The sequence below is a fragment of the Marinimicrobium sp. UBA4209 genome, from assembly GCF_002381585.1.
In the GTDB taxonomy this organism is placed as follows: Bacteria; Pseudomonadota; Gammaproteobacteria; order Pseudomonadales; family Cellvibrionaceae; genus Marinimicrobium; species Marinimicrobium koreense.
Genome location: NZ_DFTP01000092.1, coordinates 1 through 23,501 on the forward strand (window position 1 = coordinate 1; position 23,501 = coordinate 23,501).

The following is a 23,501-nucleotide window of genomic DNA, read 5'->3' on the forward strand; positions in this document are numbered from 1 at the left end:
CTTATCCACCCTTGTATCTGTCCACGGACTCTGGCTAGCTACCAGGGTCCACCGGGAGCCGCGGTAAATAGTATCCACCCTGAGGGCTGTGACCCTGATTCGTAGATGTCACCCGGCTCCCTCACTATCGACACTCTGAATGGTATCCGAGCCCCTGGTAGAAGGCCAGTGAGGCTGTATGTACAAGGCGAGATGACGATATGACGGTACAGATTGGCATTGATGTCAGTAAGCATAAGCTCGATGTCTGCTGGTTACGTGATCCGCAGGCACTGAAGGTGAAGACCCGGGTATTCAAGAACGACAGACCCGCGTTCAAGGAGCTGCTCCAGTGGCTGCAAAAGCAGACCGGGCAGTCGCCAGAGTCCATTGAGGTCATGATGGAAGCGACCGGGGTTTATCACGAAGCGCTGGCCTACGCGTTGTACAACGCTGGCGTACAGGTCTACGTAGCCAACCCTCACAGGGTCCATGAGTTTGGTAAGAGCCTGGGAACCCGCTCCAAAACGGATAAACGCGACAGCATCGTGTTAGCCCGTTTTCTGGGCACCCGTGCGCACCAGCGGTGGCAACCTGAGCCGGAGGAGGTTCGCCAGCTCAGAGCGTTGTTGGCCCGACTACAAGCGCTCGACACCGACATACAGCGGGAACGGAACCGCCAGGAGAAGGCCGAGATCCAGAATGCTTCGAACACGGTGAAGGAGTCGATTCGCACCGTCACAGAGGCATTGGAGACCGAGCGGCGACGCTTGCAGCAGCAAGTGGATGACCACTTTGATGATCATCCGGGGCTCAAGAAAGACCGTGAGCTGCTGCAGACCATTCCGGGGATCGGCAAAGTGCTCTCATCAGAGCTGACGGCCACTCTGCGCAGCCGAGAGTTCGGCCACGCCAGCGAACCGGCGGCCTTCATCGGGTTGGTGCCGGTCATGGCCATCTCAGGCTCGTCTGTGCGCAAGCGCCCGGTAATGAGCAAGGCGGGATCGGGGCGACTGCGGGCAAAGTTATACCTGGGAGCGGTGGTCGCTATTCAGCATAATGCTCTGATCAAGGCGCACTATGAGCGCCTGGTGTCCCGAGGCAAAGCAAAAATGAGTGCTCTGGGCGCGGCCATGAGAAAACTGGTTCAGATGGCTTATGGCGTGCTTAAGCACCAGCAAGGCTACGATCCTCAATGGGCTGGTTAACTACAACCCATTGAGGTACGTGGGGACAGATGGTATCTACGAATAGCAAGGCAGTTCGCGTAGGGCGGATAAGCGCGAAGCGCGCATCCGCCGTCACCCAAGGCCAACTGCCGAGGTGCACGTAGGGCGGATCGGTCCGACGCCTCGGAGGGCGAAGCCCGCATCCGCCGTTCACACAATATCCGAATTTACCGTAGACCGAAGATTACAAATATCTACCAGGAATTAAACAGGAGACCCCCAGTGGGAAAACAGATTCTACTACTCCCGGGCGACGGCATTGGCCCGGAAATCGTGGCCGAAGCCAAAAAAGTACTGGATGTGGTCAACGACCAGTTCCAGCTCGGCCTGAGCTTTGAAGAAGACCTGATGGGCGGTTGCTCCATCGACAAACACGGTGTACCTCTGGCCGACGAAGCCCTGGAAAAAGCCCGCCAGTCCGATGCGATTCTGCTCGGCGCTGTGGGTGGCCCGAAATGGGACAAGCTGGATCGGGCCATCCGGCCGGAAAAAGGCCTGTTGAAAATCCGCTCTTCCCTGGAGCTATACGCCAACCTGCGCCCGGCCATGCTCTACCCGCAACTGGTGGAAGCCTCCAGCCTCAAGCCGGAAGTGGTGTCCGGGCTGGATATCCTGATCGTCCGCGAGCTCACCGGTGGCATCTACTTTGGGGAGCCCCGAGGCATCCGCACCCTGGAGAATGGCGAACGGGAAGGGTTCAATACCTACAAATACAGCGAAAGCGAAATCGAGCGCATTGGTCGTACCGCGTTCGAAATGGCGCGCAAGCGGAACAAGAAAGTCTGCTCGGTAGACAAAGCCAATGTGTTGGAAGCCACCATGCTCTGGCGCGAAGTCATGGACCGCCTGGCGCCGGAGTACCCGGACGTGGAACTGTCTCATATGTACGTGGACAACGCCGCCATGCAACTGGTGCGCGCACCCAAGCAATTTGACGTGATCGTCACCGGCAACATGTTCGGCGACATCCTCTCCGACGCCGCCGCCATGCTCACCGGCTCCATCGGCATGCTGCCCTCCGCGTCCCTGGATAAAAATGGCTGCGGCATGTACGAGCCCTGCCACGGCTCGGCCCCGGATATTGCCGGCCAGGGCATCGCCAACCCGCTGGCGACCATACTGTCCGCCGCGATGATGTTGCGCTATTCTCTGTCTATGACCGATGCTGCTGACGCCATTGAGGCGGCCGTGGGCAAAGTGCTGGACCAGGGGTTGCGCACCGCGGATATCGTTACCGAGGGCAGTCGCAAGGTGTCCACGGCGGAAATGGGCGATGCGGTGGTTGCGGCGCTTAATTCGTAGGGTATCCTCCACCTCAGACCGGACTACCATAAGACCACAAACATTCAAGGCAACAACAGAATTCACTCACTGAGAAAGAGAGAACTATTATGAAAGTAGGTTTTATCGGATGGCGCGGCATGGTCGGCTCCGTATTGATGGAGCGCATGCAGGCAGAGAACGACTTTGCGGACATCGAGCCGGTGTTCTTCTCCACCTCCAACGCCGGTGGTAAAGCCCCCGCGGTGGTGGACGGCGTTCCGCCCCTGAAAGATGCCTTTGACCTGGACGCCCTCAAGGCCCTCGACGCCATTGTCACCTGTCAGGGCGGCGACTACACCACTGAAGTGTTCGGAAAACTGCGCGACAGCGGCTGGAAAGGCTACTGGATCGACGCCGCCTCCACCCTGCGTATGGCCGACGACGCCGCTCTGGTGCTGGACCCGGTCAACCTGGACGTCATCAAAGACAGCATCGCCAAAGGCGTGAAAAACTACGTCGGTGGCAACTGTACCGTCAGCCTCATGCTGATGGGCCTCGGTGGCCTGTTCCAGAACAACCTGGTCGAATGGGCCACCTCCATGACCTACCAGGCCGCCAGTGGTGCCGGCGCCCAGAACATGCGCGAACTGCTCAACCAGATGGGTGGCCTGCGCGACTCGGTCGCCAGTGAGCTGGAAGATCCCGCCTCGGCGATCCTGGATATCGACCGCAAAGTGGCCGCCGCCATGCGCAGCGACGACTTCCCGACCGACCAGTTCGGAGCGCCCCTGGCGGGGAGCCTGCTGCCGTTTATCGATAAGCAGCTGGACAACCGCCAGAGCAAGGAAGAGTGGAAAGGGCATGTAGAGACCAACAAGATTCTCGGTCGCAGCGACAACCCGGTGCCCATCGATGGGCTCTGTGTGCGCATCGGCTCCATGCGCTGCCACAGTCAGGCACTGACCATCAAACTGAACAAAGATGTGCCGCTGGATGAAATCGAGTCCATGCTGGCCGAGGCCAACCAGTGGGCCAAAGTGGTGCCGAACGAGCGTGAAGCCACCCTGCGTGACCTGACACCGACCGCGGTGACAGGTACCCTCACGGTGCCGGTGGGTCGCTTGCGCAAGATGAATATGGGTTCCCAGTACCTGTCCGCCTTCACGGTGGGCGACCAGCTTCTCTGGGGTGCTGCCGAGCCGCTGCGTCGCGTATTGCGCATTCTCAAAGAGGCCTGATTGTCCTCGGGTAAGACGAGCCCCGCCCGGTCTGACCGCGCGGGGCTTTTTTTTATGAAAGGGTGGGGCGGTCGATCTGGATCTCAGAAAAGTTCCCCGCCTCCGGCGTCAAAATCGTTATTTTTTGTGCGGCGGTGCAAATAATGTATAAAAACATGCCATAAAGCCCCCCAGTTGACGGGCTTAAGTGTTGATAAAAAGCTACTTATAATGAATACTTACAGCCATTAGTGAAGAATTATTCTAGGTTTTATAACTCCTGCTAAGCCAAAACAGGTTCACCGTGCCGTCAAAATCGACGGGAGAGTCGATGACTTCAGTCGGGCACATGGGGCCAGGGAGATAATAAAGGATCGTCCTATGCATCTGCTTCGTAAGCTGAGTTTTGTAATCGGATTGGCCGCCTTGCTGGTTGCTCAACCGGGATTTGCCCTGGGGCTTGGGGAGTCCGAGTTGAAGTCGGCGCTCAATCAGCCCTTCCAGGCGGACATCCAGTTGACCAACCTGAGAGGGTTGAGTCGCAACGAGATTATCGTCCGGCTGGCTTCCCAGGAAGATTTTGAGCGTGCCGGCCTTGAGCGCATGGCGTTCTACGGTCAGCTTGAGTTCGAATTGTTGCTGGACCATCCCGAAGGCCCAATTGTGCGGGTGACCACGCAACAGCCGGTGCGGGAGCCCTACATGAACTTCCTGGTGGAGGCGCGTTGGGCCAGTGGCCGTCTGCTGCGCGAATACACCTTCCTGCTGGATCTGCCCACCTTCGATGACGAGCGTCAGGCCCAGCCGGTGCAATCCGCCACGTCGGGCGTTACCCGGTCGGCCGCCGAACGCCAACCCGAAGCACGTCCGCAGCCGCGTCAGCGTGCTGAATCTGAAACCCGTCCCCAGGCGGGCTACGACGGCGATACCTATTCGGTCACGTCCAATGACACCCTGTGGGAGATTGCTCTGCGGGTTCGTCCGGGTCGCGACCTGTCAGTTCAGCAGACCATGCTGGCGATTCAGCGTAAAAATCCCGAAGCCTTCATCAATGGCAACATCAATCTTCTCCGCGAGGGTCAGGTTCTGCGCCTGCCCAACCGCGACGAAATTCGCAACCTGAACCCGCAGAATGCGGTACGCGAAGTGGCCGAGCACAATCGTGAGTGGTCGGGTGGCGCCCTGGGAGCCCAATTGGATGCCGGTCAGCGCGGCGCCAGCCAGCGCAGCGGTCCCAGCGATGTCAGCGGTCAGGTGCGCCTGGCGGCGCCGAGCCAGGGTAACTCCGGTGAGGCCGGGCAGGGCGGAGGTGCCAGCACGGATTCCGGCTCCGAGCTGCAGGCTGAGCTGTCAGCCGCCCAGGAAGAACTTGAAAAGAGCCGCCGTGAGAACCGGGAGCTGTCTTCTCGCGTGGAAGAGCTGGAAGCGCAGATCGATACCATGGAAAGCCTGATTGAGGCCAGCAACGAGCAGTTGCGGGCCCTTCAGACCAGCGCCCAACAAAACCGCGAAGCGGAGCAGGCGCAGGAAGAAGCCTCTGACGTGGCTGCGGCTGAGCCTTCTCCGGAAGCCGAGGCAGAGGCTGAGACTCCCGCCGCCGCGGCGGACACCTCTGAGGCCGCCGCGCCCGCACAGGAAGAGCCGGTGGACCGCAGCAAGCGGGTCGTGCGCTCCATTCCTCAGGAAAAAACCCTGATGGATCACGTGATGGACAACCTCCTGTGGATCGGTGCCGGTGTCCTGGTCATCCTGCTGGGTGTGTTGGCGCTGCTGCGTCGACGCCAGAGTGGTGAAACCCCGGTTGAACGAGACAGTGATGACGATTTTGAGCCGGCGTTTGACGAAGAGGGATTCGCGGAAGAGTTTGAGTCCGATGAATCGGGCAGTGACCACGACGGTATCGATCTGGCGCAGGAAGATGCCGAACCGGAGGAGCCGGACGCCTGGGATGAGCAGACCGATGATTCCGTTGAAGCCGAAACCGGTGATGTGGTTGGCGAGGCGGATATTTACATCGCCTACGGCAAACTGGATCAGGCGGAAGAGCTGCTACTCAAGGGGCTGGAAAAAGAGCCCGCTTCTCCGGCCATCCTGTCCAAGCTGCTGGAAGTCTATGCCGAAAATCGCGACGTAGAGGCGTTTGATCGCCACTATTCCACCCTGCTGGGTACCGATGATCGGTCGGCCATTCAGCGTGCCGGTGAACTGCGGGACACGATTCCCGGTGCCGGAGAATTTGATGTCAACGCACTGGATACCGGCGCCACTGCGCCTGTTGATGAGCAAGACGATTTCAGCTCGCTCGAACAGAGCGACAGCGATGATTTCGACTTCAATCTCGATCTGGACGAAGAGCCCAAGGCGTCGCAGAGTGACCAGAAGGCGGCGGATGACAATGAGTTGAGCCTGGACGATGACTTCAACTTCGACCTGGACGATGATCTGGACCTGGAGGAGGAAACCGTCGAGCCGGTCACCACCGAGTCGGATCTGGATGCCTCATCGAACCGCTATGACCTGTCCTTTGACGAGTCCGAACCAGCGGCAGCTGACGAGGAGTTCTCTCTGGACTTTGATCTGGACGATGAGGATGATCAGGTCACCCTGCAGTCGGAAAAAACCGCTGAAGCGGGGGATGGCGATCAGGATGATTTCCCCGAGCTGGATCTCAAGCTGGACGATGAAGTGGGCGAAAGCGATGCGCCCGTCACCGACAGCGTCAGCACCGATGATGACTGGAATTTTGAGCTGGATGAGACCTCCTCCGAAGGTGGTATCGAAGCTCTGGACGATGCGCTTTCCGATCTGGACGAGGAGCCTGCGGAGACCTCTTCCCTGACGCTGGAGCCGATGGATGGCGCGGATTCAGACAAGGGTTCTGAATCGGTCGCTGAAGACGACGACCTGTCACTGGATTTCCAGGATGACGCGGATGACGAGTTGACCGTACACGAATCCGGCCTGGATCGGGACGCGACCTCTGAGGATGAACAGGAGGCGGGTCAGGATGCGTTTGCGGACCTGGACGATGCATTGGCCGAAGACTGGTCTGATGCTCAGCGTGACCAGGAGCCCGGAGTTGAGGCGAAGCCCGCAGCGGATGACAGTGACGATTTTGACCTGGATGCCCTGGAAACCGGTGATCTGGATCTGTCCTCACTGGATGAAGAAATGAGCGATCTGGATGCCGACCTCGAAGGTGCGTCCGATTCAGAGCCTGAAAATACTCCCCAGGCGGACACCGCCGCTCAGACGCCAGAGCCGGCGTCGACCGATGTCGATGAAGATCAGGTGTTTGAAGAGGCGTTGTCTGGGCTGGCCTCCGATGATTCAGCGGCCACGGAGTCGGATTCTCAGGAGTCCGATGACGATATGGATGCGGAGCTGGATTTCCTCGCCGATACCGATGAGGCGGCGACCAAGCTGGATCTGGCCCGCGCCTATATCGATATGGGTGATGCGGACGGTGCCCGCGATATTCTGGAAGAGGTGCGCCAGGAGGGCAACGAACAGCAGCAGCAGGAAGCGGAGGAGCTGTTGGGTCGAATCGAAAGCTGATTTTTCCGGCTGGTTCTCCTGCAAAGCCTTGCGCATCCTGTGCGCAGGGCTTTGTTTTTTCAGGGGTGGCAATGTTTTTCAGGATTGGCGGTTTTTGGGGGGGCTGGTTGAGTTCTCTAAAGCGGCCGATTGTCGAGGCAAGAGTAAGTGATGACCGAAACCAGTCAGGCCCAGCCCAGAGCCTACAAGCGCAACGCCGAAATCTTTCCCGATACCGAGTGGCCCGAGGGGATGCACCGGGTCGCGTTGGCGGTCGAGTATCAGGGAACCCACTACCACGGATTCCAGACGCAACCCAGTGGGGTTCCGACGGTGCAGGGGCATCTGGAGCGGGCGCTCAGCGCCGTGGCCAACGAGCCGATTTCCCTGATCTGCGCCGGCCGGACCGATGCGGGGGTTCACGCCACCGGTCAGATTGTCCACTTCGACACGATGGCCGAGAGGCCGGAAAAGGCCTGGGTGCTCGGCACCCGTGCTCAGTTGCCCTTTGATATAGCGGTACGCTGGGCCAGGCCGGTTGAGCCCGGTTTTCACGCGCGCTTCAGTGCCCGCTCACGCACCTACCGCTACCTGATTTCCGATCGCGACACCTACTCGGCGCTGACCCACCAGCACATTACCTGGTCCCGCAAGCGGTTGAACGTCGGGGCCATGCGTGAGGCGGCCCAGGCCCTGGTTGGGGAGCACGACTTCACCTCCTTTCGGGCCAGTCAGTGCCAGGCGCGCAACCCGGTTCGCCGGATCGATTATCTGCACCTCGTCCGACGGGGCGACCTGATTGTGCTTGAAGTCCGGGCCAACGCGTTTTTACACCATATGGTCCGCAACATTGTGGGTGTTCTGCTTGCGATTGGCGCTGGCGAGGCGGACATTGGCTGGGCGGCGGAAATTCTGGCGGCCCGGGACCGCAGCGCCGGTGGGGTGACGGCGCGTCCCTTCGGACTGTACCTGGTCCATGTCGATTACCCGGCGGCCTTTGGCCTGCCCGGCGGTCAACCGGGTCCGATTTTTGTGCCTGAGCCCCTGGGTGGATTGATGGAAAATCCCTGATCCGGCGGCCTCTGGCAGCAATTTGTGCGGATTTCTGCTAGTATCTCCGGTCTGTTTTCACAGCGGCAGACAGGGCGGACATGAGTCAGGACATTCGGGTTAAAATATGCGGCATTACGCGCTCGGAAGACGCCCGACTGGCGCTCAGAGCCGGCGCTCACGCCCTGGGGTTGGTGTTCTACCCGGCCAGCCCCCGGGCCGTGGACATTGAGCAGGCAAAAGCTGTCGCCCACACCGTAGGGCCGTTCGCGACCCTCGTCGGGCTGTTTGTAAATGCCGCTCCGGCCACGATCGACGCGGTCCTGAACGAAGTGCCTCTACAGCTGCTGCAGTTCCATGGCGATGAAACGGCCGACGAATGCGTCCGCTACGGGCGTCCATATATCAAAGCGTTGCGTATGCGTCCTGAGTTGGATGTTATGGCCGCCATGGCAGAGCATCCACACGCGTCTGGTTTTTTGCTGGATGCCTACCGCAAAGGGGTCCCGGGCGGCACCGGAGAAACCTTTGACTGGGAGCGGGTGCCTCGCAACCCTGAACGACCGGTCATTCTGGCCGGTGGCCTGACGCCCGACAACGTCCGTCAGGCGATCTCCGCGACCCGCCCTTATGGCGTGGATGTCAGTGGCGGGGTAGAAGCGTCGCCCGGTCTCAAGGATGCCGGCAAAGTAAACCAGTTTATGTTTAACGCCCTCAACGGTGATCAAGGTGAACTCTAAGACTCAAGCGTTTTCAAGCAAACGGTACTCTGACACCGACTACAGCCAGTTTCCCAGCGCCGATGGCCACTTTGGCCCTTATGGCGGGCGGTTTGTGTCCGAGACATTGATTTATGCCCTGGATGAGCTCAAGCGCATCTACGGCGACCTGAAAAACGATCCGGATTTTCAGGCGGAATTCGACAAGGATCTGGCCTACTACGTCGGGCGCCCATCCCCGCTGTACCACGCCGAGCGTTGGAGCCGCGAACTGGGTGGGGCCCAGATTTACCTCAAGCGGGAAGACCTGAACCACACCGGTGCCCACAAGGTGAACAACACCATTGGTCAGGCACTGCTGGCCAAGTTCACCGGTAAGCAGCGGGTGATTGCCGAGACCGGGGCAGGGCAGCACGGCGTGGCATCGGCCACTGTGGCGGCGCGGCTCGGTCTCAAGTGTTGCGTATACATGGGGGCTGAGGACGTCCAGCGCCAGTCCCTGAACGTCTATCGGATGAAGCTGCTCGGTGCCGAAGTCATTCCCGTGACCTCCGGTTCCCGCACCCTCAAGGATGCGATGAACGAGGCCATGCGCGACTGGGCCACCAACGTCGACGACACCTTCTACATTATCGGCACCGTGGCCGGTCCGCACCCCTATCCTCAGTTGGTGCGCGATTTCCAATCAGTGATCGGGCGTGAAGCCCGGGCTCAGTGTCTGGAGCAGACCGGTCGTCTGCCCGATGCCCTGGTGGCCTGTGTGGGCGGCGGCTCCAACGCCATCGGCCTGTTCCACCCCTTCCTCGGGGATGACAGTGTCGAAATGTACGGCGTCGAGGCCGGCGGTGACGGCGTTGAGACCGGACGCCATGCCGCACCGCTGAGCGCCGGTATCCCCGGGGTGCTGCACGGCAACCGGACCTATCTGATGGAAGACGAAAACGGCCAGATCATCGAGACCCACTCGGTCTCCGCCGGTCTGGATTATCCGGGTGTGGGCCCGGAGCACGCCTGGTTGAAAGATCAGGGGCGCGTCAATTACGTGGCGATCAATGACCAGGAAGCTCTGGCGGCGTTCCGTAAAACGACCCTGACAGAAGGCATCATGCCCGCGCTCGAGTCGAGCCATGCCTTGGCCTATGCCGAAAAGCTGGCGCCGACCATGCGTCCGGATCAGAGTATTGTGGTGAACCTCTCCGGCCGTGGAGACAAAGACATTCTTACTGTTGCCAAGCTTGATGGCATCGAAGTGTAAGCGCAGAATCAGGATAGAGAATTCATGAGTCGTATTGCCAAACGCCTGCAGGACCTGCGCTCGCAGGGAAGAAAAGCCCTGGTGACCTATATCGTCAATGGTGACCCTTACCCCGAAGCCACGCTGCCCGCGATGCACGAACTGGTCAGGCAGGGGGCCGATATCATCGAGCTGGGGGTTCCCTTTTCTGACCCGATGGCGGAGGGGCCGGTGATCCAGCGGGGCCACGAGCGGGCGCTGGAGCACAAAATCAGCCTGCGCGGCACCCTGGAGCTGGTGCGCCAGTTTCGGGAAACCGATGCCGATACGCCGGTGGTACTGATGGGGTACGCCAACCCGATCGAGCGCATGGGTTACGACACCATTGCGCAGCTGGCCTCCGAGGCGGGCGTCGACGGGCTGCTCACGGTTGACCTGCCGCCGGAAGAGGCGGAGCCGCTCAAGCGCGAGTTGACCGCCGTGGGCATGGACAACATCCTGCTGCTGGCGCCGACCACCAGTGTTGAGCGCGCCCGGCAGGTGTCCGCCCTCGCCAGCGGCTTTATTTACTATGTCTCCCTCAAGGGGGTGACCGGCGCAGGACACCTGGATGTGGACGCGGTCAAGGCCAAGCTGGACGAGTTTGGTAAACTGACCGATCTGCCCCTATGTATCGGCTTCGGCATCAAGGATCCGGAAACGGCTCGCAAGCTGTCCGCGCTGGCCGACGGCGTTGTGATCGGTAGCGTCCTGGTGAGCACCATGGGTGATCGGTACGAACAGTCGCCCGAGCAGATAGCCGCCGCCGTGGGAGATATTGTTGGCGGTATCCGCACAGCGCTGGATGCCTGATCGCTCCGAGTAACGAATACCCGAGTCGGGCCCGGCAGCCCGACAGAGACTGAAAACCTCAAGATTTCGCAGAGAGAATCGACATGAGTTGGCTAGAAAAGATTGTACCGAGCATGGCCCGTGCAGAGGGTAAGCGTGGTGGCAGCAAGGTACCGGAAGGGCTCTGGAAAAAATGCGTCAAGTGTCAGGCGGTCCTCTATCGTCCTGAGCTGGAGCGCAACCTGGATGTCTGCCCCAAATGCGACCATCACATGCGCATTGGCGCCAGAACCCGGCTGAACCTGTTTCTGGATGAGGAGAATCGTCAGGAACTGGCGACTGACGTTGAGCCGATCGATCGGCTGAAGTTCCGCGATGTGAAAAAATACAAGGATCGCCTGTCAACCGCCCAGAAAACCACGGGCGAAAAAGACGCCCTGGTGGCCATGAAGGGGACTCTGAAAGGCATGCCGGTGGTGGCAGTGGCGTTTGAGTTTGCCTTCCACGGCGGCTCCATGGGCTACGTCGTCGGCGAGCGCTTCGCCCGGGCGGCCAAAGTGGCGCTGGAAGAAGATATTCCTCTGGTGTGTTTTTCGGCCACCGGTGGTGCCCGCATGCAGGAGGCGTTGATCTCCCTGATGCAGATGGCTAAGACCAGCGCTGTCATCGAACGTCTGAAGCGTCAGGGCACCCCTTACGTGTCAGTCATGACCGATCCGGTCTACGGCGGCGTATCCGCGAGTCTCGCGTTGCTGGGTGACATCAATGCCGCCGAGCCCAATGCCCGGGCCGGTTTTGCCGGTCCCAATATCATTGAGCAGACCATTCGGCAGAAGCTGCCCAAAGGTTTCCAGCGCAGTGAGTTCCTGCTCGATAAGGGTGCCATCGACATGATCATCCATCGTCGGGACATGCGCGATACGCTCGCGCGCCTGTTGGCTAAATTCACTCGCCGCGAGGCGGTCTGATTGGCACCAGCAATGCGCTTTGAGCGCCTGGACGACTGGTTACACTGGCTCGAAAGCCACCATCCCACTGAAATTGAACTCGGCTTGACCCGAATCCGTGCGGTGGCCGAGCGCCTCGACCTGCTATCCCCCCAGGCCCGGGTGGTCAGCATAGCGGGTACCAACGGCAAGGGCTCCTGCGTGGCCGCCTGCTCCGCGATGTTGCGGGCAGCCGGGCAGCGGGTCGGTGCCTATACCTCTCCCCATCTACAGCACTATAACGAACGCATCCAGGTCGACGGTGTTCCGGTCGGCGACGGTGAGTTGTGCCGTGCGTTTGCCCGCATTGATGCCGCGAGCACCGACATCAGTTTGACCTACTTCGAGTTCGGCACCCTGGCCGCTCTGCTGATTTTTCAGGAGCAGGCTGTGGATGTCATGGTGCTCGAAGTGGGGCTGGGTGGACGTCTTGATGCGGTCAACTTGCTGGATGCCGGTGTGGCAGTGGTCACCAGTGTCGACCTGGATCATCAGGCCTGGTTGGGCAATGACCGCGACAGTATCGGTCGGGAAAAAGCCGGTATCTACCGTGCCGGTCAGATTTCACTGTGCGCTGATGAGCAACCTCCGGCCGGCCTGCTGTCGGCGGCCGGGGCAATTGGAGTCGAGTTACAGCGCATTGGCGAGCGGTTTGGATTTACTGGACAGGATGGGGGCTGGTGCTGGTGGGGGCAGGGCAGTGATGGTCAGCCGCAACAGTGCCAGCTCGAGCGGCCGGTGCTGCCCTGGCCGAGTATTGCCGCGGCCCTGCAGGTTGTCGCTCAACTGGGCCATCAGGTCGAGCCATTGGCGCAAGCCTGCAGGCTCGATCGGCTGACGCTGCCCGGGCGCTATCAGACTCGCCCCTGGGCGGGGCGAACCCTGGTGCTGGATGTTGCACACAACCCGGCCGCTGCCAGGCATCTGGCGGCCCGTCTGACGAGCGCTGGCCCGGTAGATACCCACCTCGTGGTCGGCATGATGGCGGATAAGGATCGGGTCGCCACTCTGGCACCGCTTTATCCATTGATGACTCACTGTTGGCTGGTATCGCTTCCGGAGATCCCCAGGGCCGCCACCGTGGCACAATTGGAGCAGGACCTGGCGGCGCTCAATGTCTCGGCAAGCGGCTGTGGTACAGTAGTCGAGGTGATGGGGCGACTGAGGCGGGAGTCCCGGCCCGGAGATCGGATTGTGATAATGGGGTCTTTTTACACGGTCAGCGCGGCCCTCGACTGGCTGGATGCTGAGAGCGATAGGCCAGACCCTCTGCGCGACAATATAGAGAGTAACCATGAATAGCGGTCTGAAACAGCGCCTGGTGGGTGCGATCGTCCTTATCGCGATTGGCATTCTGGTAGTGCCCAGCATCCTGCGGGATCGGCAGGTGGAGCCGGTCAGTACCCAGACGCTGATTCCCGATCGACCCGCCCGGGACACCATGGTCTTCGAAGCGCCGTCGGCGCCGGAGAATATTGAGCCGGCACCGGAGCCCGACACCATGTTTATGCCCGAAGATGACTCCCAGCCGGTAGTGGACTCCCTGGAAGAGGCCCAGTCCGAACCGACGGAGGCTCAGGCCGATCCGCCGCCGGAACGTTCTGCGCCGGAATCTGAGGCGACGGAGGTGAATACCGATGAAGGTACAGCCTGGGTCATCCAGGTCGCCAGTTTCCGCGACCCGGATACCGCGCGGGCGCTGCGGGATCGGTTGCAGGGAGAGGGCTACCGTGCCTACGTGCGCTCTGCCAGCACCGACGCCGGGGCGGTCAGCCGGGTGTTTATCGGTCCGAAAGTGAGCCGTTCGGAGGCCGAGTCGACCAAGGCGGCGGTCGATCAGGCCCTGAAGGTCGATGCGCTGATTCTGCGCTTTGAGCCTTGAGCCTCTCCGGTGGCACCGACGGGCGCCGGGGGTATCTGATCCGCGGTGCCTCTGCTAAAATGCGCGCGCAAGCAACCGGGGAGCTTTCCATAGCATGAGTCGGGCCAGCGAATGAACTGGGCAGATTGGGCCATACTGGGCATACTGTTGGTGTCCAGCCTTATCAGCATCAAACGCGGCTTCGTCAAAGAAGCCCTGTCGTTGGTCACCTGGCTGGTGGCCTTTGTGGTGGCTGTGCTGTTCGGCGATCGCCTGGCAGTGCTGCTCACGGACTTGATTCCCACCCCTTCCATTCGAGAAATGGCGGCCTTCGTCATTCTGTTCGCGGCGACACTGATTGTCGGCGCCATGGTGAATTATCTGATCGGCGAGCTGGTCCGGATGACCGGTCTGTCGGGCACCGACCGACTGTTCGGCATGTTGTTTGGGCTGGCCCGTGGCCTGGTGGTGGTCATGGCGCTGCTGATTCTGTTGCCCTCGATCATTCCCGTTGACCAGGACGAGTGGTGGCGCGAGTCAGCCCTGGTACCGCATTTTCTCGCGTTCGAAGATTGGGCTCGCGCACTGGCGGCCGAGACAACCCGCTTCTTTTTTCAGTGGTTTTAATCCCGGGACGCCGCCCGGGTGTTCCGTTTTTTTATGACGTAAAGGTGGTTTTTCTATGTGCGGCATTGTGGGTATTGTGGGTAAAAGCGATGTCAATTTGCAGCTCTATGACGCGCTGACCATACTCCAACATCGCGGCCAGGATGCGGCGGGTATCATGACCTGTGACGGCGGCAAGCTGGCTCAGCAGAAGGCCAACGGCTTGGTGAAAGACGTTTTCCGGACCCGTCATATGCAGCGGCTGGTGGGCAATATCGGTATCGGCCACGTGCGCTATCCGACGGCGGGCAGCTCGGGCCCGGCGCTCGCCCAGCCTTTCTATGTGAACTCTCCCTACGGTATTGCCTTGGCCCACAACGGCAACCTGACCAACGCGGACCAGCTCAGCGAAGAGCTTTTCAAAACCGACCTGCGTCATGTCAACACCGACTCGGACTCCGAGGTGTTGCTCAACGTGTTTGCCCACGAGCTGCAGTCCCAGGGTAAGTTGCAGCCCAATGAGGATGACATCTTTGAAGCCATTGCCGGCGTGCATCGTCGGGTCAGCGGTGGTTACGCGGTGGTGTCGATGATTGCCCGCTACGGCCTGATTGCGTTCCGCGATCCAAACGGTATTCGTCCCCTGGTCTATGGCAAGCGGGAAACCGAGGGTGGAGTCGAGTACATGGTTGCCTCGGAAAGCGTTGCGCTGGATGTGCTCGGCTTTGATCTGATTGCCGATGTAGCCCCCGGTGAGGCGATTTACATCACCGCCGAGGGCGAGCTTCATCGTCGTCAGTGTGCCGAGAATACCCGGTTGCGGCCCTGTATCTTTGAGCATGTGTACTTCGCCCGCCCGGATTCGATCATGGACGGCATCTCGGTGTACAAGGCTCGCCTGCGCCAGGGTGAAAAGCTCGCGGAAAAAATTCTGCGCGAACGTCCCGACCATGATATCGATGTGGTGGTGCCGATTCCCGACAGCAGCCGGGTGGCCGGGCAGGCACTGGCCTACAATCTGGGTGTGAAGTTCCGGGAAGGGCTGGTGAAAAACCGCTACATTGGTCGGACCTTCATCATGCCCGGGCAGCAGCAGCGTAAGAAGTCTGTGCGCCAGAAGCTCAATGCCATCGAGCTGGAGTTTCGTGGCAAGAACGTGCTGCTGGTGGATGATTCCATTGTCCGTGGCACCACCTGTCAGCAGATTATCGAAATGGCCCGCGATGCCGGCGCCGCCAAAGTGTATTTTGCCTCAGCGGCACCACCGGTCATCTATCCGAATGTCTACGGCATCGATATGCCCACGGTCAAAGAGCTGATCGCTCACGGTCGTAGTCACGAAGAAATCTGTCGGGAGATCGGTGCCGACTGGCTGATCTATCAGGATCTGGAAGACCTGGTGGCCGCCTCGGCGGAAGGGACCCGCAAGGTTACCGAGTTTGACTGTGCCGTGTTCAACGGTGAGTATGTGACCGGTGATGTGGATGATGCCTATCTGGAGAAACTCGAGGCCGAGCGCAACGATGGCGCCAAGAGTAATGCGCACAAGAAAGCGGCCAAGCCGGAGGGCACGCTGATCGGCCTGCACAATGATGTGGCGGAAAACCCCTGACGAGATCGCTCATGAGTGAATATGATGACAGCTTGACCGGTGCTGGCCTGGACACCCTGGCCGTTCGTGCGGGATGTCACCGCACGGCGGAAGGGGAACACAGCGAAGCGCTGTTCCTGACCTCCAGTTATGTGTTTGGCAGCGCCCAGGAAGCGGCGGACCGCTTCTCTGGCGACGCTCCCGGCAACGTGTATTCGCGTTATACCAATCCGACGGTGCGCGCGTTTGAGGAGCGCATTGCCGCTCTGGAAAAGGCCGAAAGTGCCATTGCGACGGCTTCCGGCATGTCGGCCATTCTCAGCACTTGCATGGCACTGCTGCAGGTGGGAGATCATATCCTCTGCTCCCGGAGTGTATTCGGCACAACCACGGTTCTGTTTACCAAGTATCTGCAGCGGTTCGGGGTTGGGGTAACCTTTGTCGACCCCACCGATCTGACCGCGTGGGAGCGCGGTTTTCAGGCTAACACCCGGTTGGTGTTTGTGGAAACCCCGTCCAACCCTCTGTGCGATGTCGTCGACCTCCAGGCGTTGGCGGATCTGACCCATGCCCGGGGTGCCAGGCTGGTGGTGGACAACTGTTTCTGCACCCCGGCACTGCAACGCCCGATCGAGTTCGGTGCCGACCTGATCATTCACTCGGCGACCAAATACATCGATGGCCAGGGGCGCTGCCTGGGTGGCGTGGTTGCCGGAGATCAGGACACCATCAATGACGTTTTGGCGTTTGTCCGCAGTGCCGGACCCACCCTGAGTGCCTTCAATGCCTGGGTGTTCCTGAAAGGGCTGGAAACCCTGCGTCTGCGGATGGAGGCCCACTCACGCAATGCGCAGGCGCTGGCCGAATGGCTCCAGCGTCAGCCCCAGGTCGAGCGTGTGTACTACGCCGGTCTGCCCGAACACCCCGGGCATGAATTGGCGCGTAAGCAGCAGTCTGCTTTCGGTGGGGTGCTGTCCTTTCAGGTCAAAGGGGATCAGGCTGCCGCCTGGCGCGTGATCGACAGCACCCGGATCTGCTCGCTCACTGCCAACCTCGGTGATGCAAAAACCACCATCGTGCATCCGGCCACGACCACCCATGGACGCCTGACACCGGAGCAGCGGGCCGAATCCGGCATTGCCGACAATCTGATCCGGTTGGCGGTGGGGCTGGAGGATGTCGAGGATCTGAAAAACGATTTGTTGCGCGGACTGTCCTGAGTCCGCCGAACCCACCAGAACAGGGCAGAGGGTCAATGCGGGATTTTATCCAGGTTGTTGTCGATGAAATCGGCCAGGTTTTGTTGGGTAAGGAAGACAAGATAAAGCTCGCCCTGGCGTGTCTGCTGTCCGACGGGCATCTGTTGATTGAAGACCTGCCCGGCATGGGGAAAACCACCCTGGCCCATGCGCTTGCCAAGGTGCTGGGCTTGTCTTATCAGCGGATCCAGTTTACCAGCGATATGCTGCCCGCCGATATTATCGGCGCATCGGTGTTTGAGCGGGAGCAGTCGCGCTTTACCTTCCATCCCGGCCCGGTATTCACTCAGTTGCTGTTGGCCGACGAGATCAACCGGACCACGCCGAAAACCCAGAGCGCATTGCTGGAGGCGATGGAGGAACGTCAGGTCACGGTAGAAGGGGAGACCCGTAAGCTCGAAGACCCTTTTTTCGTCATTGCCACTCAGAATCCCCTGTCCCAGATGGGGACTTTCCCGCTGCCCGAATCGCAACTGGACCGCTTTCTGATGCGCATCAGCCTCGGTTACCCCAGTGCGGATGCTGAGCGTCAGATGTTTCTCGGCGGTGATCCCCGCCAAAAACTGGCCGGAGTCAAAACCCGTCTGAAGCCCGAGCAGCTGCCCAAGATCCGGCAGGCTGCGGAACAGGTCAAAACCTCAGACAGCCTTCTGGATTACCTGCAACGGCTGGTTCACCACACCCGGCACTCCCCCGAGTTTGCCTGCGGCCTCTCCCCACGAGGGGCTCTGGCGCTACTTCGTGCCTCTAAGACCTGGGCGTTCATGCACGGGCGGAGTTACGTCATTCCTGAAGACCTACAGACGCTGCTGCCTCCCGTGGTGGCGCACCGAATTGCCCCGGCTGCCAGCGGCACCGAGGGGCACGAGCAGGCGCTGATCACGGAGCTGTTGAACGCCGTTGACATCGTTCCCGCCTAATATAAATAATACAAATAAAGGCGGAGTTTTTGCTGTTTGGCGGGTAAAATTGCTTTATGATCTAAGGGTTCGCCTTTTTTAGTCCAAATCCGTTCTGGTTAGCGCCTAATTGTGTGATTATATGCCTACCAATTAAGGTAGTACTGTAATACTATTTATGTTGCAGTTCTGTCTAACAATAAACGCAGCAGAGGCATTAGATCGTGAAAATACAACGACTATCCTGGGTGCTGGGGAGTACGCTGGTTCTGGCGGCCTGTGGCGGTAGCGGTGGAGACAGTGGTGGGTCCAGCTCATCGGTGGCATCCAGCTCCAGTTCCAGCGCATCACAAGTGTCATCGAGCTCCTCTGAATCCTCCAGCTCGTCGAGTCTCGCGCGAGTGGAGCCCCGGGCCAATCCCACCGTCAACAGCGAACTGATTCAGTACAACGATGTGGCAGTGCACGATCCCTCGGTCTTCAGGGACGACGACGGCACTTACTATGTGGTGGGTTCCCACTTGGCGATGGCCAGCTCCCAGGATCTGATTACCTGGACTTCAGAGGCGCCGGGCATCGCGCTGGAGAATCCCGACCTCACTGATTACCCGCTGTTTGGCAACTATGAAACGGAAGTGGCCGAAGGCATTGAGTGGACCGGTGGTTATGTAGGTTCCTGGGCGTCGGACATCCGTAAACTGGCCGACGGCAAGTACTATTTCTACTTCAATCACTGCACCAACCCGGCCAGCGGCGTCTGCGATGCGCCTCGTTCCTACCTCGGTCTGGCCACCTCGGAGGACAGCGTTTTCGGCCCCTATGAAAACCAGGGCATATTCCTCTGGTCCGGGCAGACAGACGCCGAAATTGATCAGGGTTACGGTGTCGGCGACATCGAATCCTATAACGGCAACATCCATCCCAATGCCATCGATCCTCACACTTTTCATGACAAGGATGGCAGCCTCTGGATGATCTATGGCTCTTACGCGGGCGGTATTCACATTCTCGCCATGGATGAGTCAACCGGGCTGCCCGAACCGGGGCAGGGCTACGGCAAACATCTGACCGGGGGCGACCATAGCGCTATCGAGGGCACCTTTGTGCTCTACAGCCCCGAGACCGATTACTACTACATGTTCGCCTCCTTTGGCGGTTTTGTCTCGACCGACGGGTACAACATACGCATTGCCCGCTCGCGCACGCCCGATGGTCCCTACCTCGATGCCGAGGGTAACGACATGGCCCTGGCCCGGGGCGGTTGGGACGGTATCGCGCCCTATGGCGTCAAGCTGATGGGAGGCTTCAACTTCCGTTCGCGCACCGGTGACGACCACGGCAGCCGGGGTTACCTGGCACCGGGACACAACTCGGCGTACTACGACGAAGCCACCGGGCAGCATTTCCTGATCACCCACACCCGTTTCCCCAATCGGGGTGAGCAGCATGCCATTCGGGTCCATGAGTTGATGGCCACCGCCGATGGCTGGCTGGTTGCATCGCCGCACCGCTACGCGCCCATTGAGGGCGACAATGTGGTGGACAGCGAGGATGTGGTTGGTGACTACCAGTTCATCAATCATGGCAAGGACATCAACCGGGAAGCGCGTCAGTCGCAGGCGATGACCCTGCATGACGACGGCACCATCACCGGCGAAGTGACCGGCACCTATCAACTGGACCCGGAAGCGCTCAATCGCATCGTGTTGCAATTGGATGGCCTTGGCGCCTTTGAGGGCCAGCTGCGCTGGCAGTGGGATGAGCGTATTGCAGAACTCGTGCCGGCGTTTTCGGCGGTGTCCGGTAGCGGTGAAAGTGTCTGGGGAACCCGGTTGCCCGCACAGTCAGCAACCGAGGTGTTGGCCGCGGTTGCCGCCGAGCTGACTCTGCCGGAAACCTTCAAAGGCGATGCGCTGACTTTGCCCACCGACGGTATTCGCGGTGCCCAGATTCTCTGGGAGAGCAGCAATGAAGCCGTCATTGGTACCGATGGACAAGTCGAGCGCCCCGCGCCGGGATCGGGTGATGCGTCGGTCAATCTCACCGCGACCATTCTGTATCAGGGCGAAGAGGAAACGGTCACCCTCGAGGTACTGGTGCCCGAACGTATGCCCTTCAACCGGGTGGCACGGTTTGAGTTTGAAAATGACCTGACCGACAGTACTGGTCAGTATGAGGCCGCCATGAGTACGGGTGACCGTATTCATAAAGTGGGCGAGGGCAACCTCAGTTACACCACGGGCAGTGCCGGACAGGCGGTGTCGCTGGATGGTAGCAGCGGTGTACGGTTGCCCGACGGCTTGATAAACAACTATGAATACACCCTGTCTCTGTGGGTACGTCCCAACGTCATCACCCAGTTCTCCACACTGGTGTTTGGTGAAGTGCCGGGGGATACCTCAGACCCCTTGGTTGAACCGAGCCAGTGGTTCAGCTTCCTGCCCAGTTCCTGGGATGAGAATGTCATGTTCTGGAGCCGGAATAACGATGCGTGGTTTGACGGAGCGACGGGCGAAACCATTCCCGCAGGGGAGTGGAGTCACCTGGCGGTGTCGGTCTCCCAGGGCTATGTGCAGGTCTATATCGACGGTCAGCAGGCGTATGCCGGTGGTTCAGTAGCGGACTTCTTTACCGACAATACGGGGCGTTTCGCTCTTGGCGTCAATTACTGGGATCTGCCCTTCAACGGTCTGGTGGATGAGTTCAATGTGTACGATGCTGCGCTCAGCGCCGCCGAAGTTCAGGCACTGGATATTGATCGGTTGTCCACCTCGGAGCTGCTCGGCGTTGCCCGTGACCAGTTGACGCTCGGCGATACCAGCGCTGTGATTGAAGACTTTGCGCTGCCGGTAAGCGGACCGTTTGCGACCGCGGTCAGTTGGACTTCGTCAGACAGCAGCGTCGTTGAAGTTGATGGGGCCACCGCACAGGTGACCCGGCCGGCGGCTAGCGATGCCGATGTGACCCTGACCGCGACCCTGAGTCTGGAGGGGCAATCGGTCACCCGCGACATTACGGTCACCGTTCTGTCGGAAGGTATGCCGGAGCCCGCCGCGCGCTTCAGCTTCGATGATCATCTCGACGATGCTACGGGCAATATGGGTTCGGGTACGGTGACCGGTAACCGGCTGGACAACACCGGAGGCTCGCTCAGCTTTGACGAGGGGCGCGTCGGTAGCGCACTCAGTCTCGACGGTACCTATGGTGTTGCACTGCCGGACAATCTGATTACCGATGCAACCTACACCGTATCGATGTGGCTCAATCCGTCCGCATTGACCCAGTTCACCACTGCATTCTTCGGAGCGGCGTCTGCCGACAGCTGGATCAGTGTAGTGCCTAATGGTCCCGGTGCCGGCAACACCATGCTTTGGTCCGGTACGGACTGGTTTGATGGCGATACCGGGACGCAGATTGCTACGAATACCTGGACCCACTTTGTGGCGGTCAACAACGCGGGTAACCTGACGCTGTATCTCGATGGTGAAGCGGTGTTCACCGGGGAGGGTTTCCCGGATGTGTTTACGCCCGCGGAAACCACGGTATTCGGGGTGGGCGTCAATTACTGGGATACCCCCTATGACGGGTTGGTGGATGAGCTGAGCATCTATGATGTGCCCTTGAGCGCTGACGATGTGGCGGCTCTATACAGTAGCGCACCCTAGTCCGTCGCTCGCGACAGTAAAAAAGCCACCGGTCGATCGACCGGTGGCTTTTTTTATGGTGGACAGGGTAAGGTAAGGGCCCGAGTTCGATGAATCACTGAGCCCCGATGCGTTTACCCGATACTCTGACACACTGGTTCTGGCACTGGGTGGTGCGTCGCGCGCCCCGGGCCGAGTCGGTCCGTCTGCGTCACAAATCCATCTATGTTCTGCCGACGGCGCAGGGGATCGGCTTTCTGTTGGTCATCACACTGCTGTGGCTGTTGGGCACCAACTACGAAAACAATCTGGTGTTGGCCTCCGCTTTTCTGCTGCTCAGTCTGATGACGGTGTCGGTGGTGCATGCGTTCCGTAACCTGTCCGGGTTGACCCTCTCGGTACAGCGGGCTCATCCCGCCTTCGCCGGGGAGTGGGCCGAGTTTGACCTGATGCTGCAACCTGCCTCGGGCTCGCGCCACGAAGCCCTGCTGCTCGGGTGGGATCGGGACCTGACCGTTGAAGCCGATGTGCCCCACCGGGCAGAGCGCACGGTGACGCTGGCGTACCGTGCCCGCCGGCGAGGCTGGCTGGTTCCGGAGCGCCTCCGGGTACAGAGTTATTACCCTCTGGGGCTGTTTCGGGTCTGGTCCTGGGTTCACCTGGATGGGCGGGCACTGATTTACCCCGCACCGCGCTCCAGCGACCACCCACCGCAAGCGCATCTGAGCGGCGAGGTCGGAGAGCAGCTTTCGGCAGAGAATCAGGAAGAGTTTCAGGGGTTTCGGCCCTATCAGGTCGGTGCCCCGATGGCCCATGTGGCCTGGAAGCTCTACGCCCGGGAGCAGGGGCTCTATCTGAAAGATTACGCCGGTTACCAGAGTGAACAGGTCTGGCTGGACTGGGACGCCCTCCCGGGGCTGGATCAGGAAAGCCGATTGAGCCGCCTGTGTTTCTGGGCCGTGGAGTACGGCAAAACCTCCGCTGAATACGGCCTGCGCCTTCCGGGGCTGGATATTCCGCTGGGGCGTGGGCAGGCCCATCAGGAGCGGGTACTGCGGGCCCTGGCGCTCTACGGTATGCCGGAGCAGGCCGAGGGAGGTGAACGTGGCTGAACGGGAACAGGTTACCCGCACCAGTCTCGCCTGGCTGCTGGTGGCCCAGGCCATCATTCTGTTGCCGCACTCGGTCCATGCGCCGCTCTGGCTGTGGGCTGGTTGGTTGTGCGTGGTGGTCTGGCGCTGGCAGATCTTTCGCGGTGCCTGGAGCTTCCCCTCGTTGTGGGTGCGGCTCGGACTGATGGCGGGGTTCGGCGGTGGTCTGGTGATGAGCTACGGCGCCCGGTTTGATATGACTGCCATGGTCGGTTTGTTGCTGGCCGGCTTTATTCTCAAATTGCTGGAGCTGCGCCGACGTCGGGATCTGCTGGTCACCGTTTATCTGGGCTACTTTGTTTCCGCGACCCAATTCCTGTTTCATTCGGGGCCGCTGGCGGGCGTGTATGGTGTCCTGTCGTTGTTGTTATTGACGGCGACGCTGTTGGCGGCGCACCAGTCGTTGGGCAATGTCCGCTTTTGGCCCAGTATTCGGCAGGCGGGG

At 60.1% G+C, this 23,501-nt stretch carries 18 protein-coding genes; all 18 read left to right on the forward strand.

Annotated elements, in window-relative coordinates; translation table 11 throughout:
* Nucleotides 1–200 precede the first annotated feature (200 nt).
* Nucleotides 201–1,187, forward strand: coding sequence for an IS110 family transposase (locus B3187_RS13095; protein WP_286806934.1), 987 nt, complete (start codon nucleotides 201–203; stop codon nucleotides 1,185–1,187).
* Nucleotides 1,188–1,430: 243 nt separating this feature from the next.
* Complete coding sequence (gene leuB / locus B3187_RS13100) at nucleotides 1,431–2,510, forward strand: 3-isopropylmalate dehydrogenase (protein WP_286806935.1); 1,080 nt, start codon at nucleotides 1,431–1,433, stop codon at nucleotides 2,508–2,510.
* An 89-nt stretch (nucleotides 2,511–2,599) separates the two neighbouring features.
* Nucleotides 2,600–3,709, forward strand: a complete 1,110-nt coding sequence (gene asd, locus B3187_RS13105) for an aspartate-semialdehyde dehydrogenase (protein WP_123637536.1) — start codon at nucleotides 2,600–2,602, stop codon at nucleotides 3,707–3,709.
* A gap of 360 nt (nucleotides 3,710–4,069) precedes the next feature.
* Nucleotides 4,070–7,246: a FimV/HubP family polar landmark protein gene (locus tag B3187_RS13110; RefSeq protein ID WP_286806936.1), complete on the forward strand. Its 3,177-nt coding sequence runs from the start codon at nucleotides 4,070–4,072 to the stop codon at nucleotides 7,244–7,246.
* A gap of 150 nt (nucleotides 7,247–7,396) precedes the next feature.
* Entirely contained in the window at nucleotides 7,397–8,296 is a 900-nt protein-coding gene (gene truA, locus B3187_RS13115) for a tRNA pseudouridine(38-40) synthase TruA (protein ID WP_414673701.1), read from the forward strand.
* A gap of 80 nt (nucleotides 8,297–8,376) precedes the next feature.
* Nucleotides 8,377–9,015 (forward strand): phosphoribosylanthranilate isomerase, encoded by a 639-nt coding sequence (locus tag B3187_RS13120; RefSeq protein ID WP_286806937.1) that lies wholly within the window; start codon nucleotides 8,377–8,379, stop codon nucleotides 9,013–9,015.
* Nucleotides 9,005–10,249 carry a tryptophan synthase subunit beta gene (gene trpB / locus B3187_RS13125; RefSeq protein ID WP_024460384.1) on the forward strand — a complete coding sequence of 415 codons (1,245 nt, stop codon included), beginning with the start codon at nucleotides 9,005–9,007 and terminating at the stop codon, nucleotides 10,247–10,249. Before B3187_RS13120 ends, trpB begins: the two co-directional genes overlap by 11 nt.
* Before the next feature lie 24 nt (nucleotides 10,250–10,273).
* A complete protein-coding gene (gene trpA / locus B3187_RS13130; protein WP_024460383.1) occupies nucleotides 10,274–11,080 on the forward strand; it encodes a tryptophan synthase subunit alpha in 807 nt (268 codons plus the stop codon).
* A gap of 83 nt (nucleotides 11,081–11,163) precedes the next feature.
* Entirely contained in the window at nucleotides 11,164–12,027 is an 864-nt protein-coding gene (accD, locus tag B3187_RS13135; protein ID WP_286806938.1) for an acetyl-CoA carboxylase, carboxyltransferase subunit beta, read from the forward strand.
* Complete coding sequence (locus B3187_RS13140; protein ID WP_286806939.1) at nucleotides 12,028–13,347, forward strand: bifunctional folylpolyglutamate synthase/dihydrofolate synthase; 1,320 nt, start codon at nucleotides 12,028–12,030, stop codon at nucleotides 13,345–13,347.
* A complete protein-coding gene (locus tag B3187_RS13145; protein WP_286806940.1) occupies nucleotides 13,340–13,927 on the forward strand; it encodes an SPOR domain-containing protein in 588 nt (195 codons plus the stop codon). The genes B3187_RS13140 and B3187_RS13145 overlap by 8 nt, the downstream gene beginning before the upstream one ends.
* 111 nt (nucleotides 13,928–14,038) lie before the next feature.
* A complete protein-coding gene (locus tag B3187_RS13150) occupies nucleotides 14,039–14,533 on the forward strand; it encodes a CvpA family protein (RefSeq protein ID WP_024460379.1) in 495 nt (164 codons plus the stop codon).
* Between the two features lie 55 nt (nucleotides 14,534–14,588).
* Entirely contained in the window at nucleotides 14,589–16,124 is a 1,536-nt protein-coding gene (gene purF / locus B3187_RS13155; RefSeq protein ID WP_123637530.1) for an amidophosphoribosyltransferase, read from the forward strand.
* Nucleotides 16,125–16,135: 11 nt separating this feature from the next.
* A complete protein-coding gene (locus tag B3187_RS13160; protein ID WP_123637529.1) occupies nucleotides 16,136–17,323 on the forward strand; it encodes an O-succinylhomoserine sulfhydrylase in 1,188 nt (395 codons plus the stop codon).
* Nucleotides 17,324–17,358: 35 nt separating this feature from the next.
* Nucleotides 17,359–18,282 (forward strand): AAA family ATPase, encoded by a 924-nt coding sequence (locus B3187_RS13165; protein ID WP_286806942.1) that lies wholly within the window; start codon nucleotides 17,359–17,361, stop codon nucleotides 18,280–18,282.
* Between the two features lie 203 nt (nucleotides 18,283–18,485).
* Nucleotides 18,486–21,926, forward strand: coding sequence for a LamG-like jellyroll fold domain-containing protein (locus B3187_RS13170; RefSeq protein ID WP_286806943.1), 3,441 nt, complete (start codon nucleotides 18,486–18,488; stop codon nucleotides 21,924–21,926).
* A 107-nt stretch (nucleotides 21,927–22,033) separates the two neighbouring features.
* Complete coding sequence (locus B3187_RS13175) at nucleotides 22,034–23,017, forward strand: DUF58 domain-containing protein (RefSeq protein ID WP_123637526.1); 984 nt, start codon at nucleotides 22,034–22,036, stop codon at nucleotides 23,015–23,017.
* A partial coding sequence (locus B3187_RS13180) for a DUF3488 domain-containing protein (protein WP_286806944.1) occupies nucleotides 23,010–23,501 on the forward strand: 492 nt, incomplete at its 3' end. The genes B3187_RS13175 and B3187_RS13180, both read left to right, overlap by 8 nt.

Coding starts and splice junctions, on each gene's coding strand:
- B3187_RS13145 (WP_286806940.1), top strand. CDS start 13,340: ATGAATAGCGGTCTGAAACAGCGCCTGGTGGGTGCGATCGTCCTTATC.
- B3187_RS13165 (WP_286806942.1), top strand. CDS start 17,359: ATGCGGGATTTTATCCAGGTTGTTGTCGATGAAATCGGCCAGGTTTTG.
- truA (WP_414673701.1), top strand. CDS start 7,397: ATGACCGAAACCAGTCAGGCCCAGCCCAGAGCCTACAAGCGCAACGCC.
- B3187_RS13120 (WP_286806937.1), top strand. CDS start 8,377: ATGAGTCAGGACATTCGGGTTAAAATATGCGGCATTACGCGCTCGGAA.
- B3187_RS13175 (WP_123637526.1), top strand. CDS start 22,034: ATGCGTTTACCCGATACTCTGACACACTGGTTCTGGCACTGGGTGGTG.
- accD (WP_286806938.1), top strand. CDS start 11,164: ATGAGTTGGCTAGAAAAGATTGTACCGAGCATGGCCCGTGCAGAGGGT.
- B3187_RS13095 (WP_286806934.1), top strand. CDS start 201: ATGACGGTACAGATTGGCATTGATGTCAGTAAGCATAAGCTCGATGTC.
- B3187_RS13150 (WP_024460379.1), top strand. CDS start 14,039: ATGAACTGGGCAGATTGGGCCATACTGGGCATACTGTTGGTGTCCAGC.
- B3187_RS13110 (WP_286806936.1), top strand. CDS start 4,070: ATGCATCTGCTTCGTAAGCTGAGTTTTGTAATCGGATTGGCCGCCTTG.
- B3187_RS13160 (WP_123637529.1), top strand. CDS start 16,136: ATGAGTGAATATGATGACAGCTTGACCGGTGCTGGCCTGGACACCCTG.
- asd (WP_123637536.1), top strand. CDS start 2,600: ATGAAAGTAGGTTTTATCGGATGGCGCGGCATGGTCGGCTCCGTATTG.
- trpA (WP_024460383.1), top strand. CDS start 10,274: ATGAGTCGTATTGCCAAACGCCTGCAGGACCTGCGCTCGCAGGGAAGA.
- purF (WP_123637530.1), top strand. CDS start 14,589: ATGTGCGGCATTGTGGGTATTGTGGGTAAAAGCGATGTCAATTTGCAG.